Genomic DNA, 24,418 nt, shown 5'->3' on the forward strand with positions numbered 1-24,418 from the left:
AAGGTTAATACATGCTCCTGTTGTTAGGGAGGCAGCACCTTAATGATTTTGGTAACATCTTCTATATTGTTGCGTTATGGAACAAAACAATATAATAAAGTACCATTTATAAGTATTGGATCTGTATTTACAACAATCTTAATTGTGATATCTTCGTACTTTTTTGGGATTTGGGTTATAAAATTTTCAAAATATAATGAACTTTATGGTTCAATAGGTACATTATTAATACTAATGTTTTATATTTGGATAAACTGTATGATTTTGCTTTTAGGATTTGAATTGAATGCCACAATCAGAAAGTTAAGACAAAAAAATAATAATAACATTTAGAAGCTGTTCCTGCTTTTCGCTCTATCTTTATCCCTTGAAGAATCGGGATAAAGGATGCGCTACAATCAGGGCTAAAAAAAAACAAACATCATGAAAAACTGGATCTTAACAATGGGCTTATTATTTTTTATAATAGGCAATGTGCAAAGTCAAACTGTAATCGGAAAATGGAAAACCATTGATGATGAAACAGGCGAGGCAAAATCGATTGTAGAAGTGTATGAACAATCAGGAAAAATTTATGGTAAAATTGTCAGAATTCTTCGAAAAGAACATGTCAATGATGTGTGTGATTTATGTCCAGGAACGAATAAAAACAAGCCGATTTTAGGAATGGTAATCATTAATGGTTTAAAGAAAGATGGTAATGAGTACAAAGGAGGAACTATTTTAGATCCAACAACAGGAAAAGTGTATAAATGTTACATTGCGCTAGATGGTGTAGATAAACTGAAATTACGTGGATTTATTGGGATTTCTCTTCTAGGGAGAACACAGTATTGGTCAAGAATTTAAAGATTAAAGAAATTTAAAGATTAAAGAAATTTAAAAATGCAAAATAAATTAATATTGCTGTTGTTGTTTGTAGGATTTACAAAATCTTTTGGGCAAACAGAAAATAATAAATTACAAATAAGTCATCTTACAGGTGACTTTTATGTTTATAAAACGTTTAATGAATACAAAGGAAATCTGCGATTCCTGCTAATGCCCTGTATCTGGTTACAGATAAAGGTGTTGTAATGTTTGATGCTCCTTGGGATAAGACACAGTTTCAGCCTTTGCTTGATAGTATAAAAGCCAAGCATCATAAAAGTATGTTATTATGCAAATTGCAACACATTCGCATGAGGATAGATCGGGAGGTTTGGAGTTTTATAAGCAAAAAGGAATTAAAACATATACTATAAAGCTTACGGATGAAATTTTAAATAAAAACAAAGAACCAAGAGCGGAGTTTATAATGCCAAATGATACTACGTTTACAGTTGGTCAACATCGTTTTGAGGTGTTCTATCCGGGTAAAGGACATGCGCCAGATAATATTGTAGTTTGGTTTAATAAAGAGAAAGTACTTTATGGAGGTTGTTTTATAAAAGGAGCAACTTCTACTAATTTAGGTAATATGGGGGATTCAGACGTTGAAGAATGGGAGGGATCTATTAAAAGAGTACAAGCTAAATTTAAAAAACCACTATATATTATACCAGGTCATGAGGATTGGACTAATATATAATCCCTTAATAATACTTATAAATTAGTTAAGGAGTATAATGCTAAAAATACTTCAGATAAATTAGACAAAAAGTAAGCTTGTTTTAAGGTCTTACTAAAAAAAATATAACCAAAATAATACTATTTTGAATACTATTATTTTAAAACATACCAATATTTAAAATGCATTTTGTAGAAGTCATTTTACCACTTTCATTAGCTAAAACGTTTACGTATCGCATCTCTGAAGCTGAGTTTAATTTTATCCAGAAAGGAATGCGGGTTGCAGTGCCTTTTGGTAAAAGTAAAATGTATACTGCATTGGTGCTCGAAACACATCAGAATGAACCGACGTTGTATGAGGCCAAAGAGATTCATCAGATTCTTGATGAAAAGCCAATTGCTACCGAAATTCAAATAAAACATTGGCTTTGGGTTGCATCCTATTATATGTGCTCTATTGGTGATGTATATCGGGGAGCATTCCCCAGTGGTTTATTATTAGAAAGTGAAACGGTAATTACTCATAAGACTGGTGTTTTTGTAGATCAAACTATTTTAACCGATGAGGAATATTTGGTTTATGAAGCATTACAGCATCAGAGTTCATTAAAGGTTCAGGATATTGTTGCAGTTTTAAATAAAAAAAATGTTTTTCCTATTCTTCAAAAATTAATAGATAAAGATATTGTTATTCTTGAACAGGAAATACAAGAAAGTTATAAGCCAAAGCTTGTTCGTTATGTGAAGTTACATAACAAATATGATTCGAATAAAGGATTAAATGAGTTGTTGGAAGTGCTTAAAAATGCAGCGAAACAAAAAGAAATTGTTTTGGCATATTTTCAGCTAAGTGCGGTCGAAAAGAAGCCAATTACAGTTAAGAAATTAGTTGAAGCATCACAATCATCATCAGCAGTTGTAAAAGTGTTAATTGAGAAAGAGATTTTTGAAGAATATTTTTTACAGCAAGACCGAATTAATTTTACAGGCAAAAGCACAGAAAAAGAACTGAAATTAAGTTCGATTCAGCAAACTGCTTTTGAGGAAATTAAAAATAGTTTTATAGAAAAAGAGGTTTGTTTGCTTCATGGAGTAACTTCCAGTGGTAAGACTGAAATTTACATTAAGCTTATAGAAGAATATTTAGCAACAGGAAGACAAATTTTATATTTGTTGCCTGAAATTGCGCTAACAACACAATTGGTTGCCAGATTGCGAGTTCATTTTGGAAATAAAATCGCTGTTTTTCACTCTAAATATAGTAATAATGAGCGAGTTGAGGTTTGGAAACAGACTTTGGAGAATGTAGAAAATGCTCAAATAATAATAGGAGCGAGGTCAGCTTTGTTTTTGCCATTTGCTAATTTAGGTTTGCTTATTGTTGATGAAGAACATGAACAGACTTTTAAACAAGTAGATCCTGCTCCACGCTACCATGCGCGTGATGCGGCAATTGTTCTTGCAAATTTTCATAAAGCCAAGGTACTTTTGGGATCTGCAACACCAAGTTTAGAAACTTATTTTAATGCACAATCACAGAAATATGGGTTGGTAACAGTTACTGAGCGTTATAATAATGTTCGAATGCCGGATATTGCATTGGTTGATTTAAAAGATAAGTATTTTAGAAAACGCATGACTGGGCATTTTAGCGATGTTTTAACTGAAGCAATTTCAGAAGCGATAACTTTAGGCGAACAAGTCATATTGTTTCAAAACAGACGTGGATATTCACCTATTATAGAATGTATCACTTGTGGGCATGTGCCACAATGCCAGCAATGCGATGTGAGTCTTACTTTTCATAAACATAAAAATCAATTGCGTTGTCATTATTGTGGATATAGTATGGCAAAGCCAACAAACTGCCATAGTTGTTCTAGTATTGATTTAACGACCAAAGGATTTGGTACAGAACAAATAGAGCAGGAGTTACTTGCGCTCTTTCCAAATGCCAAAACAGGTAGAATGGATCAAGATACAACGCGAGGTAAGTTTGGATTTGAGAAAATCATTGATAGTTTTAAAAATCGTGAGATAGATATTTTGGTTGGAACACAGATGCTTGCCAAAGGATTGGATTTTGATAATGTAAGTTTGGTAGGGATTATGAATGCCGATAATATGTTGTTTCATCCAGATTTTAGAGCTTTCGAGCGTAGTTTTCAAATGATGATGCAGGTTTCTGGGCGTGCAGGACGTTCAGAAAAACAAGGTAAGGTTGTGATTCAGACTTATAATCCTAATCATAACACAATACAGCAGGTTACTAATAATGACTATGCAGGAATGTATAAGGAGCAATTGTATGATAGATTAATTTATAGATACCCACCATATTTTAGGATAATTAAGTTAACACTTAAGCACCGAGATTTTGATAAATTAAAAGAAGGTTCGATATGGTTGTATAATGTTTTGAGTCAGAACTTGAATATGCCAGTATTAGGTCCAGAGGAACCTGTAATTAGTCGAATTAGAAATGAATATATTAGAACTATTTTAATTAAAATTCCGCAAGAGATACCATTGGGGAATACAAAAAAAACTATTCAGAAAATACTGAATAGTTTTGAGGCTGTTGCGCAATATAGAGCAATAAAAGTAGTGATAAATGTAGACTTCTATTAATGTATTTAATGAGTTATAGATAGTGCACGAACTAAGTCTTCCTTTTTATTTCGACTTAATGGAATTTTTGTAATACCGATTTCTGCAAATTTGCTGTTGAAGCGTTCTACTTTGTCGATATTGATGATATATGATTTATGTACACGAATAAATTTTTCTTTTGATAAATCATTCTCAAAAGATTTCATAGTCGAAAGTACTAGGTTGCTATCGTCTTCGGTTACAACTCTTACATAATCACCAAAAGCTTCAATCCATTTGATTTTTGCAGTAAAAATTTTTAGTTTTTTAAGATTACTTTTAATGAAAATATGTTCGCCTTCATCTTCTTTTACATCTGTGCGTAAGGCATATAAGTCTAGCGCTCTTTTAACAGAGGCATTAAAGCGATCTATAGCTATTGGTTTTTGGAGATAGTCGGTAGCATCATAATCAAATGCCTTTAAAGCGTATTCGGCCTTAGAGGTAATGAAGATTATTTGAGGTTTTGTTTTTAGTCCATCTAAAAAATCAAAACCATTTATAACGGGCATTTCGATATCTAAAAATATCAAATCAATATTGTTTAAAGAGATACAGCTTCGAGCTTCGATTGCATTTGAAAAATCTCCAATCAAGTGTAAATTCGGATGATTATTGACTAACTTTGAGATAATAGTTCTTTGGATAGAACTATCGTCTACTACAACACAATTTAGTTTCATAACATTTAAATTTAGGGAATGTAATAGTAAATATAGATTTATTTTTCTTTAAAAACTAGATTTTGGGCTTATTTTTTACCATACGTCGAATAAAAGTAAAAAAGTGTTGTATATATAAAATTAATAGTTACTTTTGCACCAAATTTTAACAAATAAATATTATATTTATGAATCATTATGAAACTGTTTTCATTTTAAATCCCGTTTTATCTGAGGTTCAGGTGAAGGAAACAGTAACGAAATTTGAAGAATTTCTTACTAGTAGAGGAGCTGAAATGGTATCAAAAGAGGATTGGGGTCTAAAGAAAATGGCTTACGAAATCCAAAACAAAAAAAGTGGTTTTTATCACTTATTTGAGTTCAAAGTAGCAGGAGAAGTTCTAATTGCTTTTGAAACTGAATTTAGACGTGACGAGAGAGTTATGCGTTTCTTAACTGTAAGTTTAGATAAACACGCTATTTCTTGGGCTGAGAGAAGAAGAACAAAATTAAAATCTACAAAAGCTTAATTATTATGTCTACAATAGAGCAATCAGCAAAAGGAAAAAAAGACGGAGATATCAGATATTTAACGCCTTTAAACATAGAAACTAACAAAACTAAAAAGTATTGTCGTTTCAAAAAATCAGGAATCAAATACATCGATTATAAAGATGCAGATTTCTTATTGAAATTCGTTAATGAGCAAGGGAAAATTCTTCCTCGTCGTTTAACAGGAACTTCATTAAAATACCAAAGAAAAGTGTCTGTAGCAGTTAAGAGAGCTCGTCACTTAGCTTTAATGCCATACGTGGCGGATTTATTAAAATAATATTAAACTAAAGTTGTTGGTTTCTGTCAAACGAACCTAACTTCTCAAATATAAGGACAACAACATGGAACTTATTTTAAAACAAGACGTACAGAATCTAGGATTTAAAGATGACGTAGTATCTGTAAAAGCTGGTTACGGTCGTAACTTTTTAATACCTCAAGGTTTTGCTACTTTAGCAACTCCTTCTGCAAAAAAAGTATTGGCTGAAAACCTAAAACAAAGAGCACACAAAGAGGCTAAAATTGTTGATGACGCTAAGAAAATAGCTGAAGCATTGAAAGCACTTGAAATTAAAATTTTCGCAAAAGCTGGTGGAGAGAAACTTTTTGGTTCTATCACTAACATAGATATTGCTGAAGCTTTGGAAAAAGCTGGTAACTCTATCGAAAGAAAATTTATTACTAGCGGTATCGTAAAACGTACTGGTAAATATGCAGCAAGCATTAGATTACACAGAGATGTTGTAGTTGAATTACCATACGAAATTGTTGCTGAAAAGTAATAGTTTTAATTTATAATATGAAATCCCGATGTAAATCGGGATTTTTTTTTGAATATTAAACAGGCTTCAAATATTTAATTGTATTATAAAGCCATAAATGTTTTAAAAATGAAATACGCAAGATTAACAAAAGAACAATTTGATGAATTAAACGCTGAATTTGCAAGCTTTTTAGGAACGCAAGCAATAGATAAGGCGGAGTGGGATTCGATCAAAATAAACAAGCCAGAGGTGGCTGAACAAGAACTAGATGTGTTTTCGGATTTAATTTGGGAAGGTGTTCTTTCTAGAGCTGAATTCTTAGAGCACTTTTCTAAAAATCATATTTTCCTGTTTCAATGTTTTGACACACATGTTCAATCGATAGTTTTGAAATCATTGGTTTCTGAAACTGATTTCTTGACAAAAGAAGGTTTGCAATGGCTTAGTGATAATATGTTTACCGAAACTATTGAGATGAAAGTTGGTAAAAAAGTTTTTACTGATGATCGTAATGCTTCTATCTTTGAATTAATTCAACAAGGTGCATTTCTGAGCGATGGACAATTATTTAAACAAATAAATACGATTATAGAATCGTAATATTTTCTTCGCTTGGCTTTATTGAATAAATTAATGTTGATTTTATATTCTAATTAGTATATTTTTTACGGCCCAAATTTCTTTGATATCTTCAGAATCAATAGTTGTGTTTTTGAAGAAAGTATTATCGTTGCTTAAAGTAAAACTATTTTCTAAAGGGCTATTATTAATTACTCTATTGATAATTAGTCCTTTAGTTTTACTTATTATTACTACAATAGCATCCTCTTCAATAGACTTTGTATCTGTAATTTCACAAACTACAAATGAATTTGCATTTATGGTTGGCTTCATGTTGTTACTAACTATTTCAAATGCCCTGGAAATTTTACTTTGAATAAAAGGAAAATGGTATTGGGGCAAACTGTTTAATAGATCTTCATTTCCAAGACAATATTCAAACTGAATCTCTCTTTTTATTAAAGGAGTATTGTTAAGGATTATATTACTATTTTTTTCGTTGTAGGTTTTGTCTGATAAAATTTTATTTAGATCAATTTCGTAAAGATTGCAAATTGAGATTATTGCACTATAATCTAATGTATCTCTTTTTTTCCATGTAGAGATAGTATTAGGTTTGATATCCAATAGTTTAGATAACTCTATATCGGTGCTTATTTGTAAAGCCCTTTTTAACCTTTTTAAGATTAAATTCGCATTTAGTGATTTTTTAGCTTGCATATTCAAAAAAAGATTTTTAATTTTATGAAATATTAATCATTGAACGATTGTTAATTAATCTTAATACTATTGATTAAATAGATGAAAAAAGATTAATTACTTTATTTTTTAAGTTAATATCTTAAAATTTAAAATCACTGCTCAAATCGCATAACGCCAAATTCAGATATAAATCTGATTAAGTATAAATAGGTTATTTTATATAGAATCAGGGGTATTCTAATATCAAATGTGGAGCAATATATAAAAAAATGATTATTTATTATTATTCTAATTTGTTTTTCTGTCATAAAATAATATAATACCACATAGTAGCATGAGGACTTTTAAAAAGAGTCTTTAAATAAGAAGAATTTTTGTACATTTTTGTCAATTATTATTTAATATGGATGCTTATGGAATATATAATTACTTTTTTTAGAAGGAATAGATTCTTCCCTTATTTATTTCTTATTTTACAGTCGTTCAATCAAAAATTAAATTTCATATCATTTTTTGCTTCCACAAGCAAAAAAGAGTTTTCTTTATTTGATAATTTTATAAATCAATTGGTCCTTTTTGTTTTTAAAACTAACAACCAGTTTGATCAATGTAGTAATAATTATCGATGTCATTTATTCTATAACAATACATAATAGTATTATTAATTGAGTCTTCAATCCCCTGAAGCACAACTCGACTACTCAGGTATTGGTTACAGGTCTATTTTTGGTTGAATTTATTTTTTGCATTTAATAGATTTTAATTTTCACATCTCCGTAAGATTTATTTCTTAAGATTATTGTGTAAAATTTTCTAGTACTTAAAATCGTCGAATTAAAATTTCTAGTTTTTATTTTTTTATGGATGTACATAAATACATCGCATACAGGTTATTATTGCCTAATGTTAACTAAAATTATGAAAGTAGAATCCCAAATAAATACATTAATCTCTTAAAAAATATTTTTATGAAATTAAAATCTACTTTAATCGACTCCTCTTACAAAAAAAAATCTTTTTTTAAGATCCATTTGACTTTTGTTTCTTGTCGAATTAGGGAATCATATACTTCTTCGCGAATTGAGTTTGCAACAAATTCGGAGTAATTTTTATAGACTTTAAAATTAATTTATTTTCAGAGCATTAGAATATTTATCTGATGGTTTGTTAGTACAGCTATATTTAATAATCTCTTTTTTTTTAGCTATGAGATTATGGCCGATATCGCTTATTTACCATAATTGGAATTTATTTATCACTTTATTAATCTCTCAGGAATATGAAAACATTTTTCTTAACAATAAAAAAGGGGGCATTTCTGCAAAATTATTTGTGGTTGTTTTTGATACTAATTCCCTTTTCGAGTTCATTCTCACAAAATTTTTGCAGACCTGACTCACAGACTAATAGTGTAGGTGGGCTATTATGTGTAGGTATGAGTGTAACTACCCCAGATGATGCATTTGATGGAAACATGTCTACTTTTGCTTCTATATCAAATGTTTTAGGTTTAGCTTGTTTTGCACAGGAGACCTTACATTTTAACCAAACGGCTAAAGCGGGTGACCAAATTGTCGTTTATTTTAATACTGGAAATGGAGTTTTGGACGCTGAGGTACTATCAAATGGGACTATTCAGGCAAAAAATGGAGTAGCTAATGTTGGGCCAGCAGTTGCGTTAAACAGTGGAATATTAAATCTCCAAATTCTAGATGATGTAAATAAGATTGGAGTTATAAAATATACATTACCTGGAGATGCAAATAGTGTACAAATTCAGAGTGGAGGACTTTTAAGTGCATTTTTAAGTTTAAGAATATACGAGGTACGTTTGCAATTTGCTAAGCCTACAATTGTTGGAGGAAATACACAAGCAGTATGTTCTGGGCAATCGATATCACTTACTGCTACTGCTGCGGCTGGTACTACACTTGCTTGGTACGATTCTCCTACATCGACTACAGCACTTTCTAATACGAATACTTTTACAACACCTGCTTTAACAGTTGCAAAAACTTATTATGTAAGTAGTTCAAGAAATGCAGGTTGCGAGAGTGATGAACGAGTTCCTGTAACTATAAATATTACAAACCCAGTATTACCAACTATAGATACTAGTGGCACTGTAATTTGTTCTACAGGGCCAACCCATTCGACTATTTTATCGGTAATAAAACCCCGTACCAGGAACAATTTATTCTTGGTATGATGATGCATCGGGAGGAACGCTATTAGGTTCAGGTAATACATTTACTACGACTGTACCCACTGGAGTTTCTAATTTTTGGGTAGAGGCAGCTATTGGAAGTTGTAAAACGCCAACTAGAACTCCTGTTAGTGTTACTTCGAATCCAGTTCCTGCAATTCCTACGGTGTTAACGCAAAGCGTATCAATACTTTCTGGTCAAAATGCAACTTTAAGTGCTTCATCAACAGATCCAAGTGTTACTTTTGATTGGTATGATGCAGCTACGGGAGGAACTAAGTTATTCACAAACTCTCCTACATATACTACTCCTATATTAACTGCAAATAAAACCTATTATGTTGAGGCTGTTAGTGCAGCAGGAGGATGTGTAAGTGCAACTAGAGTTGCGATAAATGTTACTGTTTTAGCTAATCCATTAGGAGGTTGTTTGGATGCAAATAGTCAACAAACGAACCAAAATGGACTTTGTTTGTTATGTTCTTCAAATAATCCGAACAATTCGGTTGATGGTAGTAGTAGCACTGCTGCTAGATTATCTGTCCCTGTTGGTTTAGTTAATGGATGGATTCAGCAAACGTTACAATTTAATAATCCGGGTCAAGCTGGAGATGTTATTACGGTTGATTTAGAAATTCCAACCGGACTTTTAGACATAAGCGCCTTAAGTTATATTTCATTAGCGACTTATAACGGTGCTACTTATAATAATGACCGAATAGCTGTAAACAGTTCTCTTTTAAATATCCAATTATTAACAGGCAATCGTTTTAAAGCAAGTCTTACGGCAGGTTCTGCTTTTGATCGTGTTGAGATTAGACTAGGAGGTTTAGCTACTTTATTAACTAGTCTTGACATTTATGGTGCTTCGTATAAATTTAAAGCAAGAACTATAACTGGAAATACGACAATTTGTAACGGACAAGCGACAACCTTAACCTCTAGTGCATCTTTAGATGAAACAATTAAATGGTATGATGCTTTAACTGGAGGTACTCTACTAAGTAGTACCACTGCTTATACTACATCAGCTCTAACAGCAAATACGACTTATTATGTTGAAGTTACTCGTAATGGTTGTGTAAATAGCGAGAGATTTCCTGTTGTTGTAACAGTAAATAATCCTGTCGCCCCAACAACGGTGGTAGCTAGCCCTGTAAATATTTGTAGTGGGCAAACTTCAACAATAACGGTTCAGTCGCCAGTTGCAGGTACAAATTATAAGTGGTACGGTGTAGCTTCTGGTGGGACTTCGTTATTTACAGGCACCTCATTTACAACACCAAGCTTAACGACTACTACTAGTTATTATGTCGAAGCCGAGATTGGAAGTTGTTTAAGTGCGACCCGTACACAAGTTACAGTTAATGTTAATCCACTACCAGCAGTGCCTACTGTAGCATTGGCTAATGTTTTTATTCAAGCAGGGCAAAGTGTTACTCTGGAGGTTTCAAACCCTGTGGTTGGTATAGATTATGATTGGTATGATGCGCCTATTAATGGAAATCTGCTAGCATCAGCTACAACTTCATACACTCCTTCCCCAGCTTTAACAGTAAATAAAAGTTTTTATATTACGGCAAGAAGTACCGCAACAAGTTGTATAAGTGATACAAGAGCAGTTATTAATGTAATTATAAGTAATTCTATTAATTCTTGTTTATTGGCTAATTCACAAGTAACTTCTAAAGGAGGAGCTGCAGGCTGTTTATTGTGTGGTTCATCAAATGATGGTGATTCTGTTGATGGTAATAATACAACTGCAGCTCGTCTTTCAATACCTCTTGGTTTATTAGGAGATTATATACAGCAAGTATTAAGTTTCCCAACAGTAGGTCAGGCTGGAGATATTATAGATGTTGAACTTGGGATTCCTGTTGGACTTCTTGATATAAGTGCTCTTTCTAATATTAGTTTGCAAAGTTTTAATTCAGGTTTACCTAATGCTGATCAATCTACTATTAGCTCACTTTTAAATGTTCAACTCTTAGGAGGAAACCGTTTTAGAGCGAGTTTTGTAGCGGCTGGAGCATTTACAAGTGTTCAGATTAAATTAGAAGGATTAGCTACTTTATTAGCAGAGGTAGATATTTATGAAGCTTCTTATGCATATCCAAATGCTACAATAAGTGGAGCAACAACTCCAATTTGTGCAGGACAATCAGCAACATTAACGGCTACAGCTACGGGTACACAAACATTTTCTTGGTATGATGTTTCAACTGGAGGAACAGCTTTAGCAACTAACACGAACACTTATGTAACGGGAACATTGACAGGAACTAAAATATTTTATTTAGAAGCTAGTCGTGGAGTTACACCATGTTTAAATACAAATCGTCAGGCTATTACAGTAACAGTGTTGCCATTACCAACAGATGCCGATATTGCAATAACAACTCCTTTAACTGCTTCTTGTACAGGAGGCGCTGTATTGTCTCCAACATCGACATTGGCGGGAGCAACATTTAAATATTATACAGATCAAAATAAAACTCAAGAAATTATATCAGGAACTGTAGCGGGAGTAACGTACTTAAAAGACGCCACAACGGGAGAACTTACCATTAGTGGACTTATTGCTTCTAACTCACCTTATAAGTATTATGTTTCGGTACTTAATGGAGGTACTTGCGAAAATGTAAACGGAACTTTAAAAGAAGTTGTAGTAAATTATCCTGTAGGTTCAGCTTTAACAGTTACAGCAACTCTAGCTGGTTGTGCCAAAGTGAATTTAAAAGATGCTATCACAAATTTTGATACATCAGGAAATACAACATATACTTTCTTTGATGCTGCAAATGCGCCGATTACAGATCAAGAGGCGACTAATATCACTATAGGTGGTGATTACTGGATTCAAGCCCAAACAGCTGGCGTTGATTGTCCATCTGTGAAAGAAAAAGTAACAGTTACAATTAATCCATTACCAACTTTAACAGTAACAACAAATTCTCAAGTTGTTAATAAAGGAGATTCAGTAGCATTAGTTGCAACGTCTAATGGAACTATAACTTGGTATGATCCAGCAGGAAATCTTATACCATCAAATAATACAGGCGCGCTAAATACTGTTGGTGTTTTTACTTATACAGTAATTGCGAGTAACGGAACTTGTACAGCTACTCAGACTATTACAATTACTGTTATAGACCCTGCTAGTTGTGATCCGTTATTAGAAAGAGAATATGCTACGACACAACAATGGTCAACTATTATTACCGGAGGTGTTACAAATGCAGCTAATGGTGCAGATGGTAACCCTAAAACATATTCAACAATAACAACTGGCATAGGACTTTTGGGTATTGGAACTACATGGCAAAATTTACAATGGCCTACAACTATTGCTAAAGGAACTCCAGTTACAGTTAAGTTAGGTGCAGAGTATAGCGGGGTAGCGTTAGGACAAGGTGTTACAGTGATAGGAACTAAACGTGATGGTCAAGGGAACCCAATTGATATTGGAACTTTACAATCGGTATCTGGATCATTATTAAATTTATTATCTGGTCAAAATTCATTTGAATATACATTTGTTCCATCAGATATTTCAGGGCCTAAAGCTTATGACGGTATTCGTGTACAAATGGGATCAATCTTAGGTATAGCACAAAATATTAATGTGTATGATGCTTATTATGATAAAACTGTTACTCAGATAACTTGTGGACAAGGAGATATCGAAGATGTTTTCTTTGGTGTAAAAGAAATAGGTGTTGGAGCATTAACAGCTACTGTTGGAGTTTCGAATGCATGGAACATAGCTGATAATGATGTAGCGACTTATGCTACAATGTTTAGTGGAGTAGGCGTTCTTGCTGCAGCACAACTTACAGCAACTTTTAGAACGCCATCTATGGTTGGAGATAGTCTTAGCAAATAATAATTTCTAAACCAGGAACAGTCTTAAATCTTAATTTACTTACTGGATTTAATATCCAGCTTTATTTAGGAAATACTGCTGTTGGAGCTCCTATCCTAAACAATAGTAGTTTATTGACTTTAAAATTACTTTCGGGAGATACAATGGCAATGACAATTTTAGCTCCTCAAACTCAACCATATGATAGAGTTACAATATCTTTTGGAGGTGTTGTAAGTGTATTAGATCAACTTAGGGTTCATAATATCGATCGTGTAACAAATACCAAAGTCATTGGAGGAGATGATGATAATAACGTCACGGTCTGCCCCGGTAGCACTATAACATTACAAGTACCTCCGGCAAATTGTTCAACCTATAAATGGTATAATTACACCAACAGGAGGAAATTTCCTTGCCGATGGACAAACATATACAATTCCAGCTACATTGGCTGCTGGTACATATAAATATTATATTCAGCCAATTCGTTACGGTTGTCCAGCTTTAGCAAGAGGTGTAGTAACTGTAATCGTTAGACCAACAACTCCTGTAAACATAATTGAAGATGTGAAAATTAATGATGGAACTGAAACTATCATTTGTGCCGGAGATGGTAAAGTTAAGTTAGAGGCAGTTTTAGCTGCTACTCCAGTACTTACTAGTGTGGTATATCACTGGTATAGTTTTGACGGAACAAATAGTAATTTAATTGTAGGTGAAACAGCTTCAGTATTAAATCTAACTGGATTAACAGCTGGAACTTATACCTATTATTTAGGAGTTAGTTCTGATCAATATTGTGAGACTGCCCCTGGAGATAGAAAACAAATTACATTTACAATTTTACCAAATTCTCTTGTAACCGATATTATAGTAAATAATGATTCTGTTTGTCATAACACAGATGCTGTATTTACACCAGAGAGTACTTTAACAAATCCTAAATTCTTTTGGTATTTTGACTCTAATAAAACACAGCCTATTCCAAATGGACCTGGACCTATTACTATTGCAGGTGTTACTTATACAACTAGTAGCTTAGGAGTTTTAACAGTTTCAGGATTAACAGCACTTATGAGCCCTGTTACTTATTATGTTGCAGTATCAAGTGATAATACATGTGAGAATAAAGAGGGGGAATTGAAAGCGGCTACTGTAACAATAAGCAGTCCAGCAACTCCAACAACTAATGATGATACACAGGACTTCTGTCTAGCTAATAGCCCAACAGTTGCAAATCTTCAGGTAAATGAACCAAATGTTGTTTGGTATGATTCTCTTATAAGTACAACTCCGCTGTTGGCAAGTACTCCATTGACCAGTAAAGTATATTATGGAGCTATTTCTCTTCCAATAAAAACGAATCCAATAGAAGTATACTGTGAAAGTGCTGTACGATTACTAGTAACCGTAACGGTAACAGATCCAGTAACTCCAACAACTAATGATGATACGCAAGATTTCTGTTTGGCAAATAATCCAACAGTTGCAAATCTTCAGGTAAACGAAACAGGTGTTGTTTGGTATAGTTCACTAGTAAGTGTTACGCCATTAGATCCAACAACAGCTTTAGCGAACGGTCCATATTACGGAGCAATCCTAGATCCAGTAACTGGTTGTGTAAGTTCAGTTAGATTACTAGTAACCGTAACGGTAACAGATCCACTAACTCCAACAACTAATGATGATACTCAGGATTTCTGTTTGGCAAATAACCCAACAGTTGCCAATCTTCAGGTAAATGAAACAGGTGTTGTTTGGTATAGTTCACTAGTAAGTGTTACGCCATTAGATCCAACAACAGCTTTAGCCAACGGTCCATATTACGGAGCAATCCTAGATCCAGTAACTGGTTGTGTAAGTTCAGTTAGATTACTAGTAACCGTAACGGTAACAGATCCAGTAACTCCAACAACTAATGATGATACTCAGGATTTCTGTTTGGCAAATAATCCAACAGTTGCAAATCTTCAGGTAAACGAAACAGGTGTTGTTTGGTATAGTTCACTAGTAAGTGTTACGCCATTAGATCCAACAACAGCTTTAGCCAACGGTCCATATTACGGAGCAATCCTAGATCCAGTAACTGGTTGTGTAAGTTCAGTTAGATTACTAGTAACCGTAACGGTAACAGATCCAGTAACTCCAACAACTAATGATGATACTCAGGATTTCTGTTTGGCAAATAATCCAACAGTTGCAAATCTTCAGGTAAACGAAACAGGCGTTGTTTGGTACAGTTCACTAGTAAGTGTTACGCCATTAGATCCAACAACAGCTTTAGCCAACGGTCCATATTACGGAGCAATCCTAGATCCAGTAACTGGTTGTGTAAGTTCAGTTAGACTACTAGTAACCGTAACGGTAACAGATCCAGTTAAACCAACAACGAATGATGATACCCAAGACTTCTGTTTGGCAAATAACCCAACAGTTGCTAATCTTCAGGTAAACGAAACAGGCGTTGTTTGGTACAGTTCACTAGTAAGTGTTACGCCATTAGATCCAACAACAGCTTTAGCGAACGGTCCATATTACGGAGCAATCCTAGATCCAGTAACTGGTTGTGTAAGTTCAGTTAGATTACTAGTAACCGTAACGGTAACAGATCCACTAACTCCAACAACTAATGATGATACTCAGGATTTCTGTTTGGCAAATAACCCAACAGTTGCTAATCTTCAGGTAAATGAAACAGGAGTGGTTTGGTATAGTTCACTAGTAAGTGTAACACCATTAGATCCAACCACCGCTTTAGCCAACGGTCCATATTACGGAGCAATCCTTGATCCGGTAACTGGTTGTGTAAGTTCCGTAAGATTATTGGTAACGGTAACAGTAACTGATCCAGTTAAACCAACAACTAATGACGATACGCAAGATTTCTGTTTGGCCAATAACCCAACAGTTGCTAATCTTCAGGTAAACGAAACAGGAGTGGTTTGGTACAGTTCATTAGTGAGTGTAACGCAATTAGATCCAACCACCACTTTAGCTAACGGTCCATATTACGGAGCAATCCTTGATCCGGTAACTGGTTGTGTAAGTTCCGTAAGATTATTGGTAACGGTAACAGTAACTGATCCAGTTAAACCAACAACTAATGACGATACGCAAGATTTCTGTTTGGCCAATAACCCAACAGTTGCAAATCTTCAGGTAAACGAAACAGGAGTTGTTTGGTATAGTTCACTAGTAAGTGTTACGCCATTAGATCCAACAACAGCTTTAGCCAACGGTCCATATTACGGAGCAATTCTTGATCCAGTAACAGGTTGTGTAAGTTCAGTAAGATTATTAGTAACAGTAACAGTAACAGTAACTGATCCAGTTAAACCAACAACTAATGACGATACGCAAGATTTCTGTTTGGCAAATAATCCAACAGTTGCTAATCTTCAGGTAAACGAAACTGGTGTTGTTTGGTATAGTTCACTAGTAAGTGTAACGCCATTAGATCCAACCACAGTTTTAGCTAACGGATCTTATTACGGAGCCATCCTAGATCCAGTAACAGGTTGTGCAAGTTCAGTAAGATTATTAGTAACAGTAACAGTAACAGATCCAGCTAAACCAACAACGAATGATGATACCCAAGACTTCTGTTTGGCTAATAACCCAACAGTTGCTAATCTTCAGGTAAATGAAACAGGAGTGGTTTGGTACAGTTCATTAGTGAGTGTAACGCCATTAGATCCAACCACCACTTTAGCTAACGGTCCATATTACGGAGCAATCCTTGATCCGGTAACTGGTTGTGTAAGTTCAGGTAGACTGCTTGTAACAGTAACAGTAACAGATCCAGCTAAACCAACTACTAGCGATGATACCCAAGATTTCTGTCTGATAAATGATCCTAAAGTGTCAGATATTCAGACAAATGAAACAGGCGTTGTTTGGTACACTTCTCCTACTGGAGGAACCGCATTGACAACAGGGACATTATTAACAAGTGGACGATACTATGGAGCAATTCTAGACCCAATAACAGGCTGTGAAAGTAAAGATAGATTATTGGTAAGTGTAACGGTTAATGATGGACCAATACCAACGACTACAAGACCTACGCAAGACTTCTGTTTAACAGCTCTTCCAAAAGTTTCTGATTTACAAGTAAATGAAGTGGGTGTTATTTGGTATAATGTAGAAACAGGCGGAACACCATTAGCACCAGGAACATTATTGGTAGTAGGAACCTATTATGCATCTTTAAAAGATCCAATTACAGGTTGTGAAAGTAAATTACGATTAGCAATACCAGTCACTTTCAGAAGGAAATGCTGCAGCTACAATAACAGAAAGTAAAGTGCTACCATGTGTTTTTGATGAAATTACTTATACAACTTCAAGTGGAATGTCTAACTATAATTGGACTATTACAGGTGGAACTATAACGGGAGGTGGAACTGCTACAGATAATTTTGTAACTGTTTCATGGCCAGCAATAGGACCTGCAAGTGTAAATGTTTCCTATACTAATCTATGTAATGATACAAGTAGTAAATTACTAACCCTAGCTGTTGCAACTTGTTCAGATATAACAATGAGTAAAACAGTAGATAATCCAACTCCTAACATTAATGATAAAGTAACTTTTACAGTAACAGTAAATAATGTAGGATCAGGAAACTTTATAGATACAATAGTTAGTGAAATTTTGCCAACGGGATATGACTTTATAAGTGCACAAACTACTACTGGAACCTATAGTAATATAACAGGAGTATGGAATATTCCAGTATTAAATGCTAATCAAAGCGCAGTACTTACTGTAGTGGTTCAAGTATTGCCTACTGGAAATTATTTAAATGTAGCTTCGATTGTGGTTTCAAATGCCCAATAGATTCGGATACAACCAATAATCATGGTGAAGCTTCTGTAAGCCCTGTATGTTTAGTAGTTTATAATGAATTTACTCCTAACAATGATGGTGCAAATGACGTTTTCAAAATAGATTGTATTGAAAACTATCCAAATAATAGTTTAAATGTTTATAACAGATATGGAGCGTTAGTTTATAAACAAAATCATTACAATAATGATTGGGATGGAATAGCAAATGTATCAGGTGCAATTAATAAAGGAGATAAATTACCAGCGGGCACATATTATTATGTTCTAGACATTGGTGCAGATGGAGTAGTAAAAACAGGTTGGCTATCTATTATTAGATAACCTCCTGTAACCATAAATCATCAAATTAAATTAACTGACTAAATAGTTATAATATGAAACTAAGTGTAAAAAATATAGAGACTTATCTTTTAATATTTTGCGGATTTGCATCATTCCTTGCAAATGCACAACAAGATCCGCAATATACACAGTATATGTACAACACAATGGTTATTAATCCTGCTTATGCAGGATCTACAGGCTATCTAGAAGCAGTATTGTTGCACCAATCCCAGTGGGTTGGAATAGATGGTGCACCGCAAACACAATCACTCTCTGTTCAAGCACCATTGAGAAATGAAAAAATTGGTTTAGGTTTAAGCGTAGTTAATGATAAGCTAGGACCATCAAACGAACTGTATTTAGATGGTAATTTTTCATATTCTTTGGCTTTGGGCTATGAAAAAAGACTTGCATTTGGATTAAGAGCAGGAATGAGGATGATGAATATTGATTGGTCAAAAGGACGATATTATGATGCTAACGATGCGCTGTTAAATACGAATATAAATAATGTAGTTAAGCCATCAATAGGAGCAGGGGTGTATTATTATACAGATAGATGGTATGTAGGTGCATCTATTCCTAGTTTTATAAGAAGCGATTATTACAACGATATAGAAGAATCGGTAAATTATGACAGATTGCATTATTTTTTTATGGGAGGTTATGTATTTGATTTGAGTCGAAGTTTGAAATTTAAACCAGCAGTATTAGCCAAAGTAGTAAGCGGAGCACCAATTTCAGTGGATCTTTCAGCCAATTTTATGCTTCAGGAAAAAGTAGTACTAGGTGCATCTTATCGTTTTGATGACTCGGTTAGTGCATTGGCAGGATTTCAAATATCATCAAGCTTTTCTATTGGGTATTCATATGACTATACAGTAACCAAATTGAATAAATACAATGATGGCTCTCATGAATTCATATTGCGTTATCAATTCATAGAGACCCAAGAAAAATTAAATCTCCTAGATTCTTTTAAATATCTGACTTATGAAAAAATACTATATACTTAGTTTGCTATTTAGCTTCGTATCTGTTTTAGCACAAACAAATTTAAAAAAAGCAGATGCCTTATTTAAAAACTATTCCTATGTAGATGCAGCGAAAGCATACGAAGAAATGTTAGAAAAAATAAAGAAGCCTTCAGTTCAACTTTAAAAAATGCAGCCGACTCATACTATTTTATTTCAGATAATCGAAATGCTTTAAAATGGTATCAAAAACTATATGAAATACAAGGAGACAATTTACCTGACATTTATTATTTAAGGTATATTCAGTCTATGAAAGGAGTAATGGATTATGATAATGCGGATAAAATTACTAAAGAGTATTTAAATAAAAAAGGGGACCAAAAGGAAATTGGGAGATATGTTTTTCAAAGTAAATTACTAGATAGTTTGTCAAAAGCTAAGTCACTTTATGCGATATCAAACATTAATATCAATACGAATAAGTCTGAATTTGGAGCTACTTTTTATAATGATAAGGTAGTATTTACTTCAGCAAGAGATACAACTAATTTTGATAACAAACTATATAATTGGAACAAACAACCATTCTTGAGTTTATATGTGCTGAAAGAAGTGCTGCTGATGGTAATTTATTTAATGAAACAATTTTTATACCCAATATAATGACTAAATACCATGAAGCTACGGTGACATTTAGTTGGATTGGAAAACAATGTATTATACAACAAATATACTGAAGAAGAATAAATTGGTTATAGATGAATCTAGAACCAATAATTTTCAAATCATAAAAGGAACAATAGAGGAAGGTAAATTGATTCACTCCGAAAAAGTATTCTTTAATAGTGATAAGTATTCAGTAGGGCATCCATGCTTAAGTGATGATGGCAAAATGCTGTTTTTTGCTTCAGATATGCCAGGAGGTTATGGAGAAACTGATTTGTATGTAGTACGAATTGCTGATGATGGTACGATGAGTTCGCCTCAAAATTTAGGACCAGCAATAAATACAATAGGTAATGATGTTTTTCCTTTTTATAGAAATGGAATACTTTATTTTTCTTCAGATGGACATTATGGGTTAGGTGATTTAGATATATATGAAAGTAAACTTTCAGAAGGATTGAATTTCTCGGTTCCTATGAATTTAGGAGCTCCAATAAATAGTAATAAGGATGATTTCGCGTTTATAATCGATTCAAAGGACAATTATGGTTATATATCGTCAAATCGTGCTCAAGGAAAAGGAGATGATGATATTTATTATTTTACCAAAGGAAAACCTATCTGTAATCAACTTATTTCAGGTAAAGCAATAAACACTAAAACCAAAATAGGAATAAGTGATACATTCATCATAGCATATGATGTATATGAATGCAGTTATTACCGAAACGAGAACTGATGCAAATGGAAACTATAGATTGGAAGTTCCATGCAATAAGAGGGTAAAAATAACAGCTAATAAACCAAACTATAGTGGAGACGAAAAATATGTTGAAACTACAAAAGATAATAATGCCGAGATAAAAGATGTTAATTTTTATCTTAGTAATTACGATGATTTAGTAGTTAAAAAAGAATGGAATCGAAAAAGTTGATATCAATCCTATTTTCTTTGATTATGACAAATTTAATATTAATCCACAAGCAGCAATCGAACTAGATAAAGTTGTATTTATCATGCAAAAATTTCCTAAGATTAAAATTAAAATTGAATCACATACCGATTCGAGAGGTAAAGATGCTTATAATTTGAAACTTTCGGACGAAAGAGCTAAATCTACCCAAGGATATATACTTTCCAAAGGAATTGAAGCTTCAAGAATTGAAAGTGCTATTGGTTATGGAGAAACAAGGTTAGTGAATAAATGTAGTAATAGAGTGAAATGTACTGAAGGAGAGCATCTTGCTAACAGACGTTCAGATTTTATTGTAATAGAAAAATAATGTTTAAAAAATTTTGTGAAAACCATTCTTAAAAGAGTGGTTTTTTTGTTTTTAATTATACTTTTGATTGTCTATTTTAGGCAAACTTTTTTAGGATAATAAAAGACAATCGAATTATATTAAAATATGAATATTCAGGATTCCATACAAGCTTTAAGAGATGAGTTAAACGTACATAATTACAATTATTATGTACTTGATAATGCTACGATATCAGATTATGAATTTGATATAAAACTTAAACAGCTTCAGGAATTAGAGAAGCAACATCCAGAGTTTTTTGATGAAAATTGACGTACTAGCGAGTAGGAGGTATGATTACGAAAAACTTCCAGACAGTAGCTCATGAATATCGTATGTATTCTTTAGATAACTCCTATTCAAAAGAAGATTTGATCGATTGGGGAAACCAGAATTTAAAAGGTATTAGGAAATGTTGATTTGCAATATACCTGCGAATTAAAATATGACGGAGCTTCGATAAGTATTACATACGAAGATGGAAAATTTAAACGAGCAGTTACTCGAGGAGATGGATTTCAAGGAGATGACGTAACAAATAATATCAAAACAATAAAATCGATTCCATTACAATTAAAAGGAAATTACCCACCTGTTTTTGCAATCCGAGGAGAAATAATTTTGCCTTTTGCAGGATTCGAAAAAATGAATCAGGATTTAATCGAAATTGGAGAAACACCATATTCGAACCCAAGAAATAAGCTTCGGGAAGTTTAAAATTACAAGATAGTGCAGAGGTTGCTAAAAGACCATTAGAATGTTTGCTTTATTTTGTGACAGGTAATAATTTACCTTTTTAACTCAGTTTGAAGGACTTGAATTGGCAAGAAAATGGGGATTTAAAGTACCAGTTGAAGCAAAATTGGCTAATAATTTACAAGAAGTATTTGACTTTATAGATTATTGGGATATACATCGTCATGAATTGCCTTATGAGACGGATGGTGTAGTTGTAAAGGTAAATAGTATTCAACATCAAGAAGAGCTAGGTTATACGGCAAAATCACCTCGTTGGGCAATTGCATACAAATTTAAATCAGAGAGAGTCTCTACTAAATTAAACTCGATTTCCTATCAAGTAGGAAGAACAGGTGCAATTACTCCAGTAGCAAATCTAGAGCCAGTACAATTAGCGGGAACTATAGTAAAACGTGCATCTTTACATAATGCAGACCAAATAGAAAAATTAGATATTAGGGTAAATGATACTGTTTTTGTAGAAAAGGGAGGAGAGATTATTCCAAAAATAATTGCAGTCGATTTAACACAACGTCCTGTGGATGCTGAACCTACAAAATACATTACTCATTGTCCAGAATGTAATACTGAATTAGTTAGATCCGAAGGTGAAGCAAATCATTACTGTCCTAATTTTTATGGATGCCCTCCACAGATTATAGGCCGAATTCAGCATTATATTTCAAGAAAAGCAATGGATATAGAAGGGCTTGGAGGAGAAACAGTAGCATTACTTTTTAATAATGGTTTAGTTCATAATTACGCCGATTTATATGAGTTAACGGTAGAACAAATATTACCATTGGAAAGAATGGCTCAAAAGTCTGCAGAAAATCTAGTAAAAGGAGTGGAGAATTCTAAAAAAATACCATTTGAAAGCGTTTTGTTTGCACTAGGAATTCGATTTGTTGGAGAAACTGTTGCTAAAAAATTAGCTAAGCACTACAAAAATATTGACGCATTGAGCCAGGCTACTTTAATGGACCTGATTTTAGTAGATGAAATAGGAGAGCGTATTGCAAAGAGTGTGATAGAATTTTTTGAAAATGAAGAGAATAAAAAAATTATTGAGCGCTTAAAACGTTATGGAATTCAATTTGATATAGTAGAAAAAATAAACCCTAATGCAACCACTAAATTTGAAGGAAAGATCTTTGTCGTTTCAGGTGTGTTTTCTAAATTCTCAAGAGATGATATTAAAAAAACGATTGAAGATAATGGAGGCAAAGTAGGAAGTTCAATTTCTGCTAAAACTGATTTTGTTGTTGCTGGTGAAAATATGGGGCCAGCTAAATTAGAAAAAGCAAATAAATTAAACATCCCTATAATTTCAGAAGATGATTTTATAACAAAATTAAATGAGAGCTAATACACCGTCATTAATTCTTTATTTCTTAGCATTAACATTTGCAATTATCTTTGATTTCTTAGAAGAAGATTTCATAGGGATGTACGCAAAGGCAATTGTGGTACCTTCAATATTTATATATTATCTTATTACAACCAATTATAGAATAAATATAATTCAGGGATTTATTTTTGCGTTTTGTTTTACAGGAGAAGTGTTTAATTTGATGGAAGTTGAAGCAACTGAGCTGGGATCGCTTTTGTGTTTTTTATTGGTTTATTTATTGTTTGTAAGACTTATTTACGATGATTATCGAAAAATAAAATTAAAAAAAAACGACTTATTACCAGTTGGAATAGTCGTTATATTTATTTTGTATTTATTAGTTTCAGTTTTGGGGTTACAATATGAGAAAGTAAATAAATATCACCTTATATATACTGTGTACGGTATTGTTTTGAGTATATTAGGATGTGCTTCATTTATTAGTTATATAACCAAAGGTACATATCTAACTCTTTTGTTAACCTTAATGACAGCCTGTTTTATCTTCGGATATCTTTTTTATATTTAATCAGTCCTTTGATCATTCAATAGTATTAGTATTAATACGAAGATATAACCCAAATGTTAGCTTATTATTTTATGGTAAGATATTTTATCCAAAAAAGAATCGAAAACATTA

At 33.1% G+C, this 24,418-nt stretch carries 19 protein-coding genes and 5 pseudogenes; 22 read left to right on the forward strand and 2 right to left on the reverse strand.

The window, feature by feature from the left end:
* Positions 1-39: 39 nt before the first annotated feature.
* From AC1RYN_RS13875 to priA, 4 genes and pseudogenes are all read left to right on the forward strand, one after another.
* Positions 40-333 (forward strand): annotated as a pseudogene (locus AC1RYN_RS13875) (YihY/virulence factor BrkB family protein); the annotation flags it as partial.
* 90 nt (positions 334-423) lie between these two features.
* The gene (locus tag AC1RYN_RS13880; RefSeq protein ID WP_481807436.1) at positions 424-849 is read left to right on the forward strand and encodes a DUF2147 domain-containing protein; all 426 of its coding nucleotides are present in this window, start codon (positions 424-426) and stop codon (positions 847-849) included.
* A 36-nt stretch (positions 850-885) separates the two neighbouring features.
* A pseudogene (bla-B1-FLAV, locus tag AC1RYN_RS13885) lies at positions 886-1,645 on the forward strand (subclass B1 metallo-beta-lactamase).
* Positions 1,646-1,731: 86 nt separating this feature from the next.
* Positions 1,732-4,182: a replication restart helicase PriA gene (priA, locus tag AC1RYN_RS13890; RefSeq protein WP_481807437.1), complete on the forward strand. Its 2,451-nt coding sequence runs from the start codon at positions 1,732-1,734 to the stop codon at positions 4,180-4,182.
* Positions 4,183-4,187: 5 nt separating this feature from the next.
* Here the strand turns inward: priA and AC1RYN_RS13895 are convergent, their stop codons facing one another.
* Complete coding sequence (locus AC1RYN_RS13895; RefSeq protein ID WP_035628734.1) at positions 4,188-4,886, reverse strand: LytR/AlgR family response regulator transcription factor; 699 nt, start codon at positions 4,884-4,886, stop codon at positions 4,188-4,190.
* Positions 4,887-5,053: 167 nt separating this feature from the next.
* On the opposite strand from AC1RYN_RS13895, the gene rpsF reads away from it, so the two are divergent.
* From rpsF to AC1RYN_RS13915, 4 genes are all read left to right on the forward strand, one after another.
* Positions 5,054-5,395 (forward strand): 30S ribosomal protein S6, encoded by a 342-nt coding sequence (gene rpsF, locus AC1RYN_RS13900; protein WP_035628733.1) that lies wholly within the window; start codon positions 5,054-5,056, stop codon positions 5,393-5,395.
* A gap of 5 nt (positions 5,396-5,400) precedes the next feature.
* Complete coding sequence (rpsR, locus tag AC1RYN_RS13905; RefSeq protein ID WP_002987043.1) at positions 5,401-5,697, forward strand: 30S ribosomal protein S18; 297 nt, start codon at positions 5,401-5,403, stop codon at positions 5,695-5,697.
* 64 nt (positions 5,698-5,761) lie between these two features.
* Positions 5,762-6,202, forward strand: coding sequence for a 50S ribosomal protein L9 (gene rplI / locus AC1RYN_RS13910; RefSeq protein WP_035628732.1), 441 nt, complete (start codon positions 5,762-5,764; stop codon positions 6,200-6,202).
* A gap of 108 nt (positions 6,203-6,310) precedes the next feature.
* Positions 6,311-6,784, forward strand: coding sequence for a DUF6495 family protein (locus AC1RYN_RS13915; protein ID WP_481807438.1), 474 nt, complete (start codon positions 6,311-6,313; stop codon positions 6,782-6,784).
* Between the two features lie 42 nt (positions 6,785-6,826).
* Here AC1RYN_RS13915 and AC1RYN_RS13920 read toward each other — a convergent pair whose 3' ends face one another.
* A complete protein-coding gene (locus AC1RYN_RS13920; RefSeq protein WP_481807439.1) occupies positions 6,827-7,465 on the reverse strand; it encodes a LexA family transcriptional regulator in 639 nt (212 codons plus the stop codon).
* Positions 7,466-8,783: 1,318 nt separating this feature from the next.
* Here AC1RYN_RS13920 and AC1RYN_RS13925 point away from each other — a divergent pair.
* From AC1RYN_RS13925 to AC1RYN_RS13990, 14 genes and pseudogenes are all read left to right on the forward strand, one after another.
* On the forward strand, positions 8,784-9,656 hold the full coding sequence (locus AC1RYN_RS13925) for an immunoglobulin domain-containing protein (protein WP_481807440.1): 873 nt from the start codon (positions 8,784-8,786) through the stop codon (positions 9,654-9,656).
* Positions 9,640-9,741, forward strand: a pseudogene (locus AC1RYN_RS13930) (immunoglobulin domain-containing protein); the annotation flags it as partial. The gene AC1RYN_RS13925 and the pseudogene AC1RYN_RS13930, both read left to right, overlap by 17 nt.
* A gap of 78 nt (positions 9,742-9,819) precedes the next feature.
* Positions 9,820-13,539, forward strand: a complete 3,720-nt coding sequence (locus AC1RYN_RS13935) for an Ig-like domain-containing protein (protein ID WP_481807441.1) — start codon at positions 9,820-9,822, stop codon at positions 13,537-13,539.
* Positions 13,540-13,968: 429 nt separating this feature from the next.
* Positions 13,969-17,826 (forward strand): Ig-like domain-containing protein, encoded by a 3,858-nt coding sequence (locus AC1RYN_RS13940; RefSeq protein WP_481807442.1) that lies wholly within the window; start codon positions 13,969-13,971, stop codon positions 17,824-17,826.
* Between the two features lies 1 nt (position 17,827).
* The gene (locus tag AC1RYN_RS13945; protein ID WP_481807443.1) at positions 17,828-18,364 is read left to right on the forward strand and encodes a DUF11 domain-containing protein; all 537 of its coding nucleotides are present in this window, start codon (positions 17,828-17,830) and stop codon (positions 18,362-18,364) included.
* Positions 18,365-18,480: 116 nt separating this feature from the next.
* Positions 18,481-18,696: a T9SS type B sorting domain-containing protein gene (locus tag AC1RYN_RS13950; RefSeq protein ID WP_481807452.1), complete on the forward strand. Its 216-nt coding sequence runs from the start codon at positions 18,481-18,483 to the stop codon at positions 18,694-18,696.
* 53 nt (positions 18,697-18,749) lie between these two features.
* Positions 18,750-19,681, forward strand: a pseudogene (locus tag AC1RYN_RS13955) (PorP/SprF family type IX secretion system membrane protein).
* A gap of 11 nt (positions 19,682-19,692) precedes the next feature.
* Positions 19,693-19,860, forward strand: a complete 168-nt coding sequence (locus AC1RYN_RS13960; protein ID WP_481807444.1) for a hypothetical protein — start codon at positions 19,693-19,695, stop codon at positions 19,858-19,860.
* Between the two features lie 125 nt (positions 19,861-19,985).
* The gene (locus AC1RYN_RS13965; protein ID WP_481807445.1) at positions 19,986-20,339 is read left to right on the forward strand and encodes a hypothetical protein; all 354 of its coding nucleotides are present in this window, start codon (positions 19,986-19,988) and stop codon (positions 20,337-20,339) included.
* Between the two features lie 49 nt (positions 20,340-20,388).
* On the forward strand, positions 20,389-21,081 hold the full coding sequence (locus AC1RYN_RS13970) for a hypothetical protein (RefSeq protein ID WP_481807446.1): 693 nt from the start codon (positions 20,389-20,391) through the stop codon (positions 21,079-21,081).
* Positions 21,050-21,277 (forward strand): hypothetical protein, encoded by a 228-nt coding sequence (locus tag AC1RYN_RS13975; protein WP_481807447.1) that lies wholly within the window; start codon positions 21,050-21,052, stop codon positions 21,275-21,277. Before AC1RYN_RS13970 ends, AC1RYN_RS13975 begins: the two co-directional genes overlap by 32 nt.
* A 55-nt stretch (positions 21,278-21,332) precedes the next feature.
* A complete protein-coding gene (locus tag AC1RYN_RS13980) occupies positions 21,333-21,626 on the forward strand; it encodes an OmpA family protein (protein ID WP_481807453.1) in 294 nt (97 codons plus the stop codon).
* A gap of 126 nt (positions 21,627-21,752) precedes the next feature.
* A pseudogene (gene ligA, locus AC1RYN_RS13985) lies at positions 21,753-23,754 on the forward strand (NAD-dependent DNA ligase LigA).
* Positions 23,744-24,307: a hypothetical protein gene (locus AC1RYN_RS13990; RefSeq protein WP_481807448.1), complete on the forward strand. Its 564-nt coding sequence runs from the start codon at positions 23,744-23,746 to the stop codon at positions 24,305-24,307. The pseudogene ligA and the gene AC1RYN_RS13990 overlap by 11 nt, the downstream one beginning before the upstream one ends.
* Positions 24,308-24,418 lie beyond the last annotated feature (111 nt).

The sequence above is a fragment of the Flavobacterium sp. TC780 genome (assembly GCF_056783245.1).

Excerpts from the sequence above, each read along its gene's own strand:
- AC1RYN_RS13880 (WP_481807436.1), top strand. The coding sequence starts at position 424 with ATGAAAAACTGGATCTTAACAATGGGCTTATTATTTTTTATAATAGGC.
- priA (WP_481807437.1), top strand. The coding sequence starts at position 1,732 with ATGCATTTTGTAGAAGTCATTTTACCACTTTCATTAGCTAAAACGTTT.
- AC1RYN_RS13895 (WP_035628734.1), bottom strand. The coding sequence starts at position 4,886 with ATGAAACTAAATTGTGTTGTAGTAGACGATAGTTCTATCCAAAGAACT.
- rpsF (WP_035628733.1), top strand. The coding sequence starts at position 5,054 with ATGAATCATTATGAAACTGTTTTCATTTTAAATCCCGTTTTATCTGAG.
- rpsR (WP_002987043.1), top strand. The coding sequence starts at position 5,401 with ATGTCTACAATAGAGCAATCAGCAAAAGGAAAAAAAGACGGAGATATC.
- rplI (WP_035628732.1), top strand. The coding sequence starts at position 5,762 with ATGGAACTTATTTTAAAACAAGACGTACAGAATCTAGGATTTAAAGAT.
- AC1RYN_RS13915 (WP_481807438.1), top strand. The coding sequence starts at position 6,311 with ATGAAATACGCAAGATTAACAAAAGAACAATTTGATGAATTAAACGCT.
- AC1RYN_RS13920 (WP_481807439.1), bottom strand. The coding sequence starts at position 7,465 with ATGCAAGCTAAAAAATCACTAAATGCGAATTTAATCTTAAAAAGGTTA.
- AC1RYN_RS13960 (WP_481807444.1), top strand. The coding sequence starts at position 19,693 with ATGAAAAAATACTATATACTTAGTTTGCTATTTAGCTTCGTATCTGTT.
- AC1RYN_RS13965 (WP_481807445.1), top strand. The coding sequence starts at position 19,986 with ATGAAAGGAGTAATGGATTATGATAATGCGGATAAAATTACTAAAGAG.
- AC1RYN_RS13970 (WP_481807446.1), top strand. The coding sequence starts at position 20,389 with ATGTATTATACAACAAATATACTGAAGAAGAATAAATTGGTTATAGAT.
- AC1RYN_RS13975 (WP_481807447.1), top strand. The coding sequence starts at position 21,050 with ATGAATGCAGTTATTACCGAAACGAGAACTGATGCAAATGGAAACTAT.
- AC1RYN_RS13990 (WP_481807448.1), top strand. The coding sequence starts at position 23,744 with ATGAGAGCTAATACACCGTCATTAATTCTTTATTTCTTAGCATTAACA.